Annotated in this window: 10 protein-coding genes; 8 read left to right on the forward strand and 2 right to left on the reverse strand. The window is 61.4% G+C overall.

The window, feature by feature from the left end; all coding sequences use genetic code 11:
* Positions 1 to 364: 364 nt before the first annotated feature.
* A complete protein-coding gene (locus FV139_RS04555) occupies positions 365 to 2,500 on the forward strand; it encodes a winged helix-turn-helix domain-containing protein (protein WP_187276401.1) in 2,136 nt (711 codons plus the stop codon).
* A gap of 29 nt (positions 2,501 to 2,529) precedes the next feature.
* Entirely contained in the window at positions 2,530 to 3,126 is a 597-nt protein-coding gene (locus FV139_RS04560) for a DUF2238 domain-containing protein (RefSeq protein ID WP_268939932.1), read from the forward strand.
* 30 nt (positions 3,127 to 3,156) lie between these two features.
* On the opposite strand, the gene FV139_RS04565 is transcribed toward FV139_RS04560, so the two are convergent.
* The gene (locus FV139_RS04565) at positions 3,157 to 4,836 is read right to left on the reverse strand and encodes a DUF5666 domain-containing protein (protein ID WP_148067089.1); all 1,680 of its coding nucleotides are present in this window, start codon (positions 4,834 to 4,836) and stop codon (positions 3,157 to 3,159) included.
* A gap of 239 nt (positions 4,837 to 5,075) precedes the next feature.
* Between FV139_RS04565 and FV139_RS04570 the strand changes: the two genes are divergently transcribed.
* From FV139_RS04570 to FV139_RS04585, 4 genes are all read left to right on the forward strand, one after another.
* Positions 5,076 to 6,221, forward strand: coding sequence for a class I SAM-dependent RNA methyltransferase (locus tag FV139_RS04570; protein ID WP_148067090.1), 1,146 nt, complete (start codon positions 5,076 to 5,078; stop codon positions 6,219 to 6,221).
* A gap of 446 nt (positions 6,222 to 6,667) precedes the next feature.
* Positions 6,668 to 7,261 carry a hypothetical protein gene (locus FV139_RS04575; protein ID WP_148067091.1) on the forward strand — a complete coding sequence of 198 codons (594 nt, stop codon included), beginning with the start codon at positions 6,668 to 6,670 and terminating at the stop codon, positions 7,259 to 7,261.
* Between the two features lie 31 nt (positions 7,262 to 7,292).
* Entirely contained in the window at positions 7,293 to 8,834 is a 1,542-nt protein-coding gene (locus FV139_RS04580) for a S8 family serine peptidase (protein ID WP_148067092.1), read from the forward strand.
* A gap of 279 nt (positions 8,835 to 9,113) precedes the next feature.
* Positions 9,114 to 10,004, forward strand: coding sequence for a metallophosphoesterase family protein (locus tag FV139_RS04585; RefSeq protein WP_148067093.1), 891 nt, complete (start codon positions 9,114 to 9,116; stop codon positions 10,002 to 10,004).
* 15 nt (positions 10,005 to 10,019) lie between these two features.
* Here the strand turns inward: FV139_RS04585 and FV139_RS04590 are convergent, their stop codons facing one another.
* Positions 10,020 to 10,517: a tellurite resistance TerB family protein gene (locus tag FV139_RS04590; protein WP_148067094.1), complete on the reverse strand. Its 498-nt coding sequence runs from the start codon at positions 10,515 to 10,517 to the stop codon at positions 10,020 to 10,022.
* Positions 10,518 to 10,740: 223 nt separating this feature from the next.
* Between FV139_RS04590 and FV139_RS04595 the strand changes: the two genes are divergently transcribed.
* Entirely contained in the window at positions 10,741 to 11,637 is an 897-nt protein-coding gene (locus tag FV139_RS04595) for an alpha/beta fold hydrolase (protein WP_148067095.1), read from the forward strand.
* A 106-nt stretch (positions 11,638 to 11,743) separates the two neighbouring features.
* The gene (locus tag FV139_RS04600) at positions 11,744 to 12,853 is read left to right on the forward strand and encodes a DUF2891 domain-containing protein (RefSeq protein WP_148067096.1); all 1,110 of its coding nucleotides are present in this window, start codon (positions 11,744 to 11,746) and stop codon (positions 12,851 to 12,853) included.
* Positions 12,854 to 12,870: the final 17 nt, after the last annotated feature.

The raw sequence follows: 12,870 nt of genomic DNA on the forward strand, positions 1-12,870 counted from the left end.
ATCGTTATTACAGCCCCATTAAACAAAAGCCCCGGTCTTACGACCAGGGCTTTTGAAGGTACTTTGTCAGCAGTCTGAGCCCGCTGACCGCGGGCTTTTTCTTTTCTCCCGGTTATCTTCCCTCCTCAAGGGCGATACGGGCCTGTCGAAGCAGAACCGTTACCTGCCTCTCATTTCAGAAATTTTAGTTTTATCAGGCAGATACAAATCGATGCAATAATGGGTGGTCTGGTCGGATGAGTGGCCAGGTGTACGGCTGTTCAGGAAATGTCACTTTTGTGCGAGCGCAATGAGCAATTCTGGCGACACAGGGGAACGCAGCGGTAGGTCGGGTAGTGCGGGGGACGCGCAGTCCGCAGATGCGGTGCAATACCGGTTCGCTGCCTGGCGTTTCAAGGCCGATACCGGTGACCTGTATGAGGGGGCCTCGGTTACCCGGCTGGAGCCCAAGGTCGCCGCCCTCCTGGCCTATTTCCTCACGCATCAACACAAGGTCATTACCCGGGAGGAGCTGGTCGCTACCGTCTGGGAAGGGCGCACCATCACTGATGACGCCATCACCCGCTGTGTATCGATCCTCCGGCAACTGCTGTCACCCGACGACAAGAACCTCTACATAGAAACGGTCGTGCGCAAGGGTTATCTGGCGCATTTCCCGCCAGCGGAGGAACAAGCGTCATCGGGACGAATCCCGAGGGTGCGACAGCGTTTCCTGTGGCTGGTAGCGCTGGCTGTATTGGCGGCCCTTGCATTGCCGGTGCTGTTCGAGCGAATGGGTAGTGGTCCCGCCCTCCCGTCGCCACCTGCCAGGTCACCCGGCCCTCCCATGGTCGCGGTGTTGCCGTTCACAGCTTCGGGCGAGGAGGGCGACAGTACTTTCTTCGCCGACGGTATCTACGAGGACCTGCTCACCCAGCTCAGCAAACTGCAGGCAGTACGGGTGATTTCCTCGACCTCCACGCGGGAGTATCGCAATGTTGCACGCAACATTCGCCGCATCGGTGAAGAGCTGGGTGCGGACGTGATTATTGAAGGCAGCGTGCAGATCGCGGGTGCCCGAATCCGCATCAACGCGCAGGTGATCGACGCCCACACCGATGAGCACTTGTGGGCCCAGGGTTACGACCGGGACCTGACACTGGCCAATGTGTTTGATATCCAGAGCGAAATCGCCAGTGCCATCGCCAGTGAAATGAAGGCCTCCCTGACCCGGCAGGATCGCCAGCAGCTGGCCTTGATACCGACCGAGAACATGGCCGCCTACCGCGCCTATCACCGGGCCATGCGCATGCGCGAGAATGACTACGGTGTGCTCGACGAGCCGCAATACCGGCAGGCGCTGGAGGAGGCTGTGGCGTTGGACCCCAATTTCACCCGCGCCCTGGCGGAACTGGTCAGCGCCCTGACCTACACCGACTTTCACGGTGACCAGCCAGCGCTGACATTGCAGGCGGAGCAGGCCCTGGATCAACTGCAGAAAGTGGCGCCGGGCTCGGCGGACCACCTGATCGGCCAGGCGGCCTACGTGTATTACACGCTGCGGGATTTCGATACCGCGCACGATCTTCTCACCCGGGCCCTCAGCCTCAACCCGAGTGATGTCAATGCAATGCGGTTGAAATCCTGGGTCGAGCGTCGCCAGGGGAATTTCGAAGCCTATCTTGCAACCCGATACGCCACGCGACGCCTGAACCCGCGGGACCCTGAGAGTACCGACGAGTTGCTGTCGGCGCTTATGTTGATGCACCGCTACGAACAGGCCTGGGCGGAGAGTGCAGCGACTACGCTGAACACGTTTTACATTGCCTATGTCCGCCTGTTACACCGTTTCAGCAGGGATCGGGATCTCTCCACCCTGAGGTTGTCTGTCGAACAACTCTGCCAGCAATTCCCGCAGCCGGATTGCGGCTGGGACATGTATGTGGCGAACCGTGACTATGCGGCCGCGCTCGCTACGCTCAGCGAAACGGAGGAAGACCAGGACGCTCCCAACTCCAATCAGTCGCGGCGCTGGATGTTTACTGTGTGGCTTACGGGGGATTACTCTCCCCTGGCAGACCGGCTACCTGCCTGGAAAAATAGACTGACCGATCATGTGGAGTCGGTTGATGTTTTTCACCGTTCCCCCTTCTATCTGGGCTTGGGTCTATTGGAAGCGATTACGGGCAACCCCGAGGCAGCGACCAGCTGGATTGATCACTGGGAGCGACAGGTACCGGTAGACTGGGCCGAACGGATGATGCGCCGGCATGATGTCTGCCGTGTACTTGGCATCCTCGCCGATGTGTCGAAGGTTGCGCAATGCATTCGCGATGGACTGGCCGAGGCCAGTATGGTGATGCCATTTTTCGAACCGGCTATGCCTTTCTATGATGCGGTGAGGAATGAGCCGGAATTCATGGCGCTCGTTGCAGAGATTGAGAACACCTGGCCCTCTGGGTCCGGGGCTGCTGCCGGTGAGGGGCGCATTGGTTTGACAGCCGTTGGGCCGCAGGAATGAACAGATATCACGTTCCTCTGGTACTTTGGGTGACTGTTTACCTGGCGGTGCTGATCTGGTCCGGTATTCAACCCAGGGACGGGTTTACCTGGTTTCTCGAGGTGGCGCCGGCTCTCGCAGGTGGCGTTCTGCTCGCGGCGACCCGACGGAGTTTCCCCCTGACGCCACTACTTTACGTGCTTGTGCTGCTGCACTGCATCGTGCTGATGGTGGGTGGCCACTACACCTATGCGGAGGTGCCGCTGTTCGACGGCCTGTTCGGCGCCGAACGGAATAACTACGACAAAGTGGGGCACTTTTTCCAGGGTTTCGTGCCGGCAATCCTCGCGCGGGAGATCCTGATCCGCAAAGCGGTGGTCAACGGGGCTGCGTGGCGTAATGTCTATATCGTCAGTGTCTGCCTCGCCTTCAGCGCCTTTTACGAACTCATCGAGTGGTGGGTTGCACTGGGAGTAGGTAGCGACGCCGAGTCCTTTCTGGGTACCCAGGGTTACGAGTGGGATACCCAGTCGGACATGTTCCTGGCGCTGTCGGGCGCCGTGTCCGCGCTACTTCTCCTTTCACACTGGCACGATCGGCAACTCGATGAACTCGCCAAACCTACTGGAAAGCAAACGTCACGTTAGTCAGGTCTGCGGGGCCGGGGCCACGTTTGTTCAATCTTCCAACTCGATTCTGGCATTCCTGAGGGAACCTGCGCCGTCCCAGGTTGCATCCTCCGCGCTGACGACCGCCCCTTCGACCAGGCGCTGAAAGAAAGTTGCCCTGTCGATCAGTACGCCACTGCGATTGCGGAAGGCGCGTGCCGTATCAGTATCGATCCGAATCCCCAGAATACTGAAGCCGTTGCCATCGATGTCGCTTGCCGGGCCGCGCAGGCGAACGTCTCCTGCGTCGGGGTCACCGCGTTCGCGTAGTTGCTCGGCCACGACCCAGCCGGTTCCATCGAGGAATCCGCGTACCTCTACCTGGCGGCTGGAAAGTGTGTCCAGTATGCCGTCTTCGTCCTCGGTCACTGCTGTCACCAATAGTCGGATACCCAGCAGAGAAATCTGTCCACCGCTGGATTCCAGCGGTGCTTCTATCCGCACCCGGCTACCCTTGAACTTGATTTCCCTGGCAGTTAATACGCTGTTCACCGCGTCGAAAGTTCCTTCAGCTTCCAGTCTCGCCCCGGGAATGATGTCGCTGCGTGTGCCGAAGCGGAAGCGGGTATTGGACTTCAGGACCACCAACTGGCCATTGAACTCGAACCGTTCCGCGCTGATGACCCGGTTTACCACCCCCTCAAACTCTCCGGCCAACACGCTCGCGATGGGGTTGGCGGGACTCGGCAAGCCGCCGCCCTGACACTCGATGTCGGAGAGTGTGGCAAGCGCCTGGCCGGGCTGAAACCCGGGGTCTCGGGCAAAGCGGGCCTCTACCTGATCGCCAATCGCCAGGGGGCCGCTACAATCGCGGGGGGCAATGTCGCCCAGCAGGATCTCCTGACTACCGATGTTGAACGTCCCGGTGCCTACACCCGTTACCGTACCGGTGAGCTTCCAGACCGGGATGCCACCAGCCTTGCGCTGAATGCGCGTTGCATTGATTTCATTGTTGCCGCCTCGGAAACCGTGCACTTCCAGTTCGTCGCCTACAACCAGTGCGTTGAGTTGCCCGCCCGGGAGGTCTGCAAGTACGGTATCGCCCGTGCTGATAACCAGCTGTGCCAGCACGCGAAGCGGATTAACGCTGGTAATGGGCCCCTTCACTTCCGAGATGGCATCGACAGTGAGCGCAGTACCCGTGGCCAGGTTGTTGGTGGTGTCGTCTCCGCTGGTATAGTGCAGCACCATGCCCAGGGCGAGGTCGCTGGCGCTGGGGTTGTCGTCTCCATCCAGTCGTATTCGCGTGTTATCGTCGAGCGCAAGGTGGGTCTGTTCGTTAATGATCAGGCTGCCAAACCCGGTGAGTGTGCCACGGCCAAGCCCGGCCACTTCGCTTTCCCCCTGCGGCCAGAACTTCGGCTCTAGGTAAAACTCCTGGTCCGAAGCGAGAATGGCCAACAGGTTATCGTTGCCGGGGAACCCTGTTGTCGCAAGGCGGCAGTCGGACTGGCTGCCGCCACAGAGCCCCCGCGGAAACTGCCGCCAGCGCCACTGCAGTCCAGCTTCCGCTTCGACCCTGAACGTTTTGTCAAAATCGGTATCGGTAACGTCAATAGTGCAGGTCTCTCCCGCTTCGCAGGCGAAGTCTCCCGACAGTGACACTACACGACCACCTTCAGGGACGGACACAACTACCTTGCAGGCACCCAGAAACGCGAAGATCGAAAGTAGAATGAGCAGACGCATCGCACTGAACCTCACTCAATAGCGGCATTAACCATACTGATTGTGGGGAAATACAGCCTGACCTGTGGGCCCGTGCCAACTTATCGTTGGCCGTGCGCCACCAATTCAGGGTGTAGTCCTGTCGTGATAGCTTTGGCTGTTGATTGGCCGGGACGTTGTGAACGGGTGTCTTTCGACAGTCGGGGTAGTCAGAGTGTGTCGAGGATAATGATCTTGGCAGCGATACTGGAGGAACATTGATGTCACTGAGACAAGGTGCTGTATTCACCGCAACCGTCCGCGATCTCGGCAGCAATGGCGACGCGGTGATCGAACACAGTAGCGGTCGGGTCGTGTTCGTGCCGGGCGCATGGATCGGTGAAACGGTGACGGTCAAGGTCACGGAGCTAAAGAGCCGTTTCGCCCGTGGCCAGTTGCTCGCTGTGGATGAACCCTCGAGCGAGCGCCGGCAGCCCCCGTGCCAGTACCACGGTCAGGGTGCCGTGCAGTGTGGCGGTTGCCCCTGGCAATTCATGAGCTATGCGGCACAGTGTGCGGCCAAGCAACGTCGGGTTGAAGCGGAGCTCGCACGCGCAGGGATCGAGTCGGCGCTGGTGCATCCGCTGCTTCCCAGCAGCCTGGAGTTTGGATACCGCAATCGCGCCCAGTTGCGCACCGATGGGCGGCAACTGGGCTTTCTCGCCTCGGGTGGGCAGAAGCTGGTCGATATCGAACACTGCCCTGTTCTCGACCCGGCGACCGCGGCCCATCTGCAAGCACTGCGCGGCCGTCTTCCAGAGCGGCAGTGGCGGCCGTCCCGTCGCGGTAAGTGGACCCGGATCGATATCGATGCCGAGCTGGGTACCAGTCTTAACCAGCGCCTGCCCTTCCGCCAGGGTAATGACGGCCAGAACCGGCAGATGCAGGACTGGTTGCGTTCCCGGCTGGCGAGCCAGCCCCGGGAACGCAAGGTTATCGAGCTGTTTGCGGGTTCAGGCAACTTCACAGCGGTGCTGGCGGAGATGGGCTTTGTCGATATCGTGGCAGTGGAGGGGGTGGGCGAGGCCACCGAAGCGCTGGAGGGCCGCAAGCTTCCAGGTGTTGATGTGCTCACCAGGGACCTGTTCGCGGCTGACGCTTACCCCCAACTGATGCGGCTGCACGGCGACGCTGAAATACTGGTGCTGGATCCTCCGCGAGACGGATTGCAGGGGGCGGATTCCCTGTTCGGTGCCCGCAACCAACCGAGCCATGTGTTCTACATCTCTTGCGATCTTGCAACGTTCTGCCGGGACGCGCGGGTAATGATGGAGAGAGGGTTTGCTCCGGTCGAGGTGCAGCCGCTGGACCTGTTTCCACAAACACCCCATGTGGAATTGCTTGCGCATTTCTGTTGTGACCTCTGACAGGCCAGTGCCTTAACTTCGACGCCCTCGTGCGGCATTACCGTGGTTCGTCTCCGAAACCGCATACCTCTGCAGTGGTTGACCCTGCGGATAACCTTCTATGTGGGGGGGGGGGTGGTTTGGGGAGAGGGTTACAAGCCGATTTGAAAATATGGCGCTCGGCGCCACGTTGAAAACTACACCAGAATTTCGATCGAGTAAATCAATCAGGCGACATTTGGGCAAAAAAGTTTCAAAAAAAACTTGTTGTCGCCACTTCGATACGTACACTCCTACCCGCTTTTGAGGGGCAAAAAGGCTTGCAGAGTCGCAATGACGTATGCGCACAGCTTCTCTGAAACAAAAACTCATGGAAAAAATGCCGGTTCCAGAAGAAATTCATAACAAGTGCGTAACTTCTTCGATGATCGGTAAACAATGAAAATTCTGAAATTTGGAGCATCATCTTGAGACTTACACCTATGAAAAAGGGCCTGCTAGTGGTGGCAGGCTCCCTGGCCATGACCGGCTGCGTAAAAATGGACGGCACCGTCAGTGGCGGCGGCACCATGCATTCACTCGGCGGTAAGGGGAAAGCTGTATTTACCGTCAATGCGCAGCGCTGCGATGACAAGCCGGTCAAGGGGCATGTCAATTTCCGCGACGAAACGGCGATCGACTGGCAGGAGAAGGGCGGCGTTGCGTTCAAGGCGGACGTCATTGGCGCTGGACTGTGTGGCCCGGACATCGGCGACCCTGCCGACGATCCGCTGCTGGTATGTCAACAGGCCTGCGAAACGGGCATGTATCAGGTGGACTTCGAGTACGACTCCACTAACCCCCTGAATCCCGGTCCGGGTACCGGGTTTGCCTGCATGACGGATTTGGGCGAAGGCATCAACGGCTACAAAAAAATGCATGGCCTGGTCAACGTGATCGCGATTAATGCCGGCCCCTACCTCGGCTATGTCAATGGCGGTGTGGTGAGCGGCAATATCCAGACCAAGGAATGCCCGGGCGCCAAGAACGACGACACCGAAGCGACCGACGAGAACGCCTGAACGGCCACCCAATCAGTAGATAGGTAAATACATGAAGAAACAAGCTACCCTAATTGCCGCGGCCATGAGTGCGGCTATCAGCCTGCCTGCCATATCCGCAGATTCCATGCGTCTGGTCATTGAATACCAGAACGGTCAGGGCGACGCTGTTAAAGCGGCTCTGGCAGAGCGCGGCATCGACGTACTTCGCGATCTGGCGGATTATGACAGCCTGGCGCTCAACCTGACCAAGGAGCAGTTCGCCGATCTGCGCTCCGTAGCGGGCATTGCAGAAGCCTACCCGGACGTGCCTCGCAAGCTGCTCAGCACCGGTGAACTGGGCGAGATCTCCCCCTACGGCATCGCCATGACCCAAGCCAACAAACTGTCCTACAACGGCGGCACCAAGGTGTGCATCATCGACTCCGGCTATGACTATGGCCACCCGGATCTGCCAGCGGCCAACGTCTTTGGTGAGATGGGTCTCTCCGGTCCCTGGAATGAGGACGACCACTCGCACGGTACTCACGTCGCCGGAACGATCGCGGCCGTCGGTAACGGCGAGGGTGTGGTCGGCGTCAACTCGGACGCAAACATGAATTTGCACATCGTGCGGGTGTTCGATGCTGACGGTGGTTTCGCTTACGCCTCAGACCTGGTCGGTGCGGTGAATGATTGTGCCGCGGCCGGCGCCAATGTCATCTCCATGAGCCTCGGCGGCGGAATCCAGAGCCCGATTGAAGAGCGCGCCATGGATCGGGCGACTCGTGACGGCATCCTCATCATCGCTGCTGCGGGTAATGACGAGAACGCCGCTCACTCCTACCCCGCCTCCTACGACAGCGTCATGTCGGTGGCGGCCATCGATAGCGGAAACAACCACGCCTACTTCTCCCAGCGCACCGCGCAGGTTGAAATTGCCGGTCCCGGCGTCAACACCCTGTCCACTGTGCCCCGCGGCATGGGTACCGGTGGCGTAGGTCAGGTTAGTCAGGCTGAAAACGCCTTCGAAGCGGCCCCGGCAGTGGGCTCCGCTACTGGCAGTATTACTGCGCTGGTGACGGATTGCGGCCTGGGTACAGAGGCCTGCGCAGATGCCGCTGGCAAGATCTGCCTGATTGAGCGCGGTGAAATCGCCTTTGGTGAGAAAGTAGCCAATTGTGAAGCCGGCGGCGGTGTCGGCACTATCCTTTACAACAACGTTCCCGGTAGCTTTGGTGCTGATCTGGGTGGTGACACTGCGCTGGTTGCGGTATCTCTCAGCCAGGCCGAAGGTGAGGCAATGGTGGCAGGTATGGAAGCCAACATCACCATTCAGCCTATGGCGGACTATGACTACAAGTCCGGCACTTCCATGGCCACCCCGCACGTCTCCGGCATTGCGGCCCTGGTGTGGAGCCACTTCCCTGAGTGCAGCGGTACCGGCATTCGTCTGGCCCTGCGTGAAACTGCAAAGGACCTCGGCCCGGATGGCTACGACTACCAGTTTGGCTGGGGTCTGGTGCAGGCGAAGGATGCCTATGACTACATTGCCGCCAACGGCTGCAAAAGCCCCAAAGGTAAGATTCACGGGGGTGACGGCAGCGCGCGTTGAGCAGTTGTTGGACTAGTCGTTGTGAAGTGCAAGTGCAGTACCAACCATAAAATGCAATAGCAACGACCATTGATTGAAGCGGCCCTCCGGGGCCGTTTTTTTTGTGTGGGTGGGATCTTTTCAGCAGCTTCGCGTCAATACCTTGACTGTCATCTACACTCTTGGGGGCGGCGGAGCGTCAGGTCGCATGATAATTGCAACTCAGGTGTGCGGGGCGCCGATGGCGAGCCGGTCGGCCGGGAACGCTGGCCATGCACCAGTGAATGGGGAACAGCAGAAATGAGCCACCACCTTCGGGTCGACCGCAACGGCGTACGCCTGGGCATTGTCGGTGACCTTCACACCCACTGGGATCAGGTGGACGTGCACCAGTTGGCAGGCTGCGACTACGACCTGCTGTATTTTGTCGGTGACCTCGGTGGCGGCCTGCCCGACAGCACCCTGCGCATCGCGCGGTCGATCGCCCAGTTGAGCTGTCCCACCCTGGTGATGCCGGGCAACAACGACACCGTGGATATCAATGAACTGGCGGCAGAACTCGCGCTGCAACAGGGGGCGCGGCAATTGCTGGCGCTGGGCCGGGATGACACAGGCCCTCCTGATATTCGCCTGTGCGGCTACAGCCATCACCTGATCGAGGCGGTGGATTTCGCGGTGAGCCTGATTGCCGCGCGACCCCACAGCATGGGCGGTCCGACCCTCAGCTTCCCCGACTACATGGCCGATACTTACGGCATCGACAGTCTCGAGCAGTCGACTGAGCGGCTCTGCGCGCTGGTGGATGAGGCGGAGGCAGAGCATCTCGTTTTTCTGGCCCACAACGGGCCGCTGGGCTTCGGTGAGGCGCCGGATGCCATGTGGGGCAACGATTTCAAACCGGGGGGCGGTGATTGGGGGGACGTGGATCTCAGCCGCGCCATCGACCACGCCCGGGCGCGGGGAAAATCCGTACTCGCCGTTGTGGCAGGGCACATGCACCTGCGCACCAAGCAGGGTGCAGAGCGCCCATGGCTGGCCGATGTCGACGGCACCGTGTATATCAACGCCGCCAGGGTGCCGCGGATATTTTCCGGCAAGGATGACGTCTACCGCCATCACGTGTCGATGACCCTCGGCCCCGGGGGCGTGGCAGTGGAAGAGGTCCTGTTGCCGGAATACGGTGACGGCTAGACTGTGGTGGTGAAGCTAGAGGTCGCCCAAAATGGCGCTGGCGCGCCGGCTCGAGACGCCGTACCACTCGGCTACGCTGGCCACCAGCTCCTGCTCGCTGGGCTGGACCTGCTCGTCCGCCAGGGCAACCACCGCGGCCAGGGTGAAAGCGGTTTCACGGTCGGTGCTGTCGCCGCAAAGCTGCGCCCCGAGGGCTTGCAGGCAGACCTCCACACCGCCGGTGGCCACATTGTGCCGGCAGCGAGCCAGTAACTCATCGAGCTCGGATTGCTCCAGGTAGCCCTGTGCCAGCAGGTCGATAGCGCCGCGAATCACGTCCTTTTCCGCCGGGTCCTCGCGTCCGTCGGCCAGCATCATCAGGAACATCGTCTCCACGAACGGGGCTATGCGCGCTGCGGTCGCTTCCCGCTGGGCGGCGACAGGCGCCGCGGTAACCGTAGTAGGCAGGCGGCCTCTCTCTACCAGCGCATCGCGCAGTCGACGTATGGTCTGGGTGTCGATATGAAAGCTCAAGCTCGCTCCTGGGGCAATGGCGCGTTACCGGCATCGTGCCCCATTGTGACCTGAAATCTTTCCCCATGAAACGGGCGTCATCAAATGATCGTCGTGAAATGGTCGCCAGGAATCCGGCCTGGTGGGCCCGCGAGTGCAAAGGCGGCAGCATCGGCAGAGTCTTGCAGACGGGGCCTGACATGAATAACTATAGGCAAAACGGACTCACCCTCGGGAGGCAACTGTGCCGCGAGCTATCGCCAATGGCGTCGAACTGGAATACGAGCGTTACGGTAACCCCGAACATGAGACGGTACTGCTGATACAGGGCCTGGGCGCGCAGCTCGTGCACTGGCCGATGGCCCTGGTGGAGCTGCTGGTGGAGCGCGGCTTCCAGGTGGTCAGGTTCGACAACCGGGACATCGGGTTGTCGCAGAAGCTCAGTCACCTGCCGGTGCCGAATGGGCGGCGTTTGCTGTTCAGGACGATGCTCCGGCTGCCCTACCGCCCTCCGTACCGCCTGGATGATATGGCGGCCGACAGCGTCGGCTTGCTCGACGCACTGGAAATCGACGCCGCACACATCGTCGGTGCGTCCATGGGGGGGATGATTGCCCAGCTTGTCGCCTCGCACTATCCGGAGCGGGCCCTGTCGTTGACCTCCATCATGTCCACCACGGGCAACCCGCGGTTGCCCCGCCCAACCCGCGCGGCAGCGGCTGCCCTGGTGGCGCCGCGGCCAGACCCGGCGGATCATGAAGCGGTGGTGGCGCGCGGCCTGAAGTTGGCGAGGGCCATCGGCAGCCCGGCCTACCCGGCGGACCCTGAAGTCCTGCGCCAGGCCTCATTGGCAGTGGCCGCGCGCAGCTACCAGTCCGAAGGCCCGGGGCGCCAGCTGGCCGCCTCCCTCGCCGCCGGTGATCGCCGCCGTCACCTGCGGCGCCTCATGCTGCCGGTGACCGTGCTGCACGGCAAGGACGACCCGCTGATCCGTGTGGCCTGTGGTGTCGATACCGCGCGCAATATCCCGGGGGCCGAGCTGCGGGTCATTCCCGGCATGGGACACGATTTTCCCGAGGCCCTGATGCCGGAGTTTGCCGACGCCATCGAGGCGGCTGCCAGGCGCAGCCAGGCGCACTAGGATCGCGCTGTCCCGCGCCGGTCCACGCCGCCAGTTTTCCCTGTCCGTGGTATAGTCCCCGCCCGCGGCGGTGGCCGGAATATTGACCAGCTGACAAGGGGAAATCATGGAATACCTGCCGAGACGATGGCTACTGAGCCTGTTGCTCCTGGCGCTGTCTGCGCTGGCCCGGGGGGCGCCGGATGTCCCGCTGCCAGAGGCCCGACCCGGCGTTGCCGAAGATCGCTTTGCCACCCTGGCGCTGTCCTGCATTCATCGCCCTTATCCCACCAAGATTGCCCATGTGCTGCAGTCCGCGGCCGACGCCCTGCCACCACAGCAGATGACACCGGCGTTCTACGGCTGCTTCGACTGGCACTCCTCGGTGCACGGGCACTGGCTGCTGGTGAGGATTCTGAACACCGACCCCGAGTCACCCTTTCGCGGCGCCATCGAAACCGCCCTTGGCCAGAGCCTGACCGCCGACAACCTGCGCGGTGAACTCGCCTACTACCGGGGGGAGGGGCGCAAGAGCTTCGAGCGTCCCTACGGCATTGCCTGGTTCCTGCAGCTGGTGGTGGAGCTGGAGCAGAGCCCGCATCCGCTGGCGCCGCGCTGGCGAGCCAATCTACAGCCGCTGGAAGCGGCCATTGTGGCGCAGATCAAGAGCTGGCTGGGTAACCTGCAATACCCGGTGCGCGTGGGTACCCACAACCAGAGCGCCTTCGCTTTCACCCTGATGCTCGACTATGCGCGCGTTGTCGCAGACGTGGAACTGGAGGACGCGCTCACCCGCAAGGCCCTGGCCTTTCACCTCGAGGACAGGGCCTGTCCCCTGAACTACGAACCGTCCGGGGAGGATTTTCTCTCGCCCTGCCTGGAAGTTGCGGATCTCATGCGCCGGATCATGACGCCGGAGCGCTTTGCAAAGTGGCTGGAAGACTTCCTCCCGCAGCTGCCCACCACGGAAGTGGACGACTGGCTGGAGCCGGGCATTGTGACCGACCCGACCGACGGCAAGCTGGCGCACCTGCACGGTCTCAACCTGTCGCGGGCGTGGGCGCTGGAGGGTGTCGCCGGGGCGTTACCAGCAGCCGACAAGCGGCGGCCCGCCCTGCTGGCCAGTGCGCGACTGCACCGTGCCCGCGGCCTGGCGGCGGTGTCTGCTGAACACTATGAGGGCAGCCACTGGCTGGGGAGCTTTGCGACCTACCTGACCACCGGGCGCGGGCTGTGAGGGCCCGCGCGCCCTGG

The organism is Parahaliea maris, from assembly GCF_008064665.1.
Classification (GTDB): domain Bacteria; phylum Pseudomonadota; class Gammaproteobacteria; order Pseudomonadales; family Halieaceae; genus Parahaliea; species Parahaliea maris.

Excerpts from the sequence above, each read along its gene's own strand:
- FV139_RS04565 (WP_148067089.1), bottom strand. The coding sequence starts at position 4,836 with ATGCGTCTGCTCATTCTACTTTCGATCTTCGCGTTTCTGGGTGCCTGC.
- FV139_RS04570 (WP_148067090.1), top strand. The coding sequence starts at position 5,076 with ATGTCACTGAGACAAGGTGCTGTATTCACCGCAACCGTCCGCGATCTC.
- FV139_RS04580 (WP_148067092.1), top strand. The coding sequence starts at position 7,293 with ATGAAGAAACAAGCTACCCTAATTGCCGCGGCCATGAGTGCGGCTATC.
- FV139_RS04585 (WP_148067093.1), top strand. The coding sequence starts at position 9,114 with ATGAGCCACCACCTTCGGGTCGACCGCAACGGCGTACGCCTGGGCATT.
- FV139_RS04600 (WP_148067096.1), top strand. The coding sequence starts at position 11,744 with ATGGAATACCTGCCGAGACGATGGCTACTGAGCCTGTTGCTCCTGGCG.